Annotated in this window: 1 protein-coding gene; it reads left to right on the forward strand. The window is 55.0% G+C overall.

Annotated features, from left to right (window positions below):
• On the forward strand, positions 1-291 hold a 291-nt coding region (locus AF337_RS02465; protein WP_160320229.1), incomplete at both ends, for a fumarylacetoacetate hydrolase family protein.

The raw sequence follows: 291 nt of genomic DNA on the forward strand, positions 1-291 counted from the left end.
AGGCGGAACTGGTCGCCATCATAGGCAAAGGCGGACGCCACATCCGCAAGGAACATGCCTTGCAGCACGTCCTCGGCTACACATGTGGCAATGATATCAGTGACCGCATTATACAGCGGCAGGAAAGCAAGTTCGGTTGCCTGCTGGCAGGTAAGGGCTATGATACTTTTGCGCCGATGGGTCTGGCTATTACAACAGATCTCGATCCGACGAACCTTGACGTCATCCTTCGTCAGAACGGCACCGTCAAACAGGCGGGGAATACGCGAGACCTCGTCTACTCAGTTGCTG

This window comes from Rhizobium ecuadorense, assembly GCF_001187535.1.
Classification (GTDB): Bacteria; Pseudomonadota; Alphaproteobacteria; order Rhizobiales; family Rhizobiaceae; genus Rhizobium; species Rhizobium ecuadorense.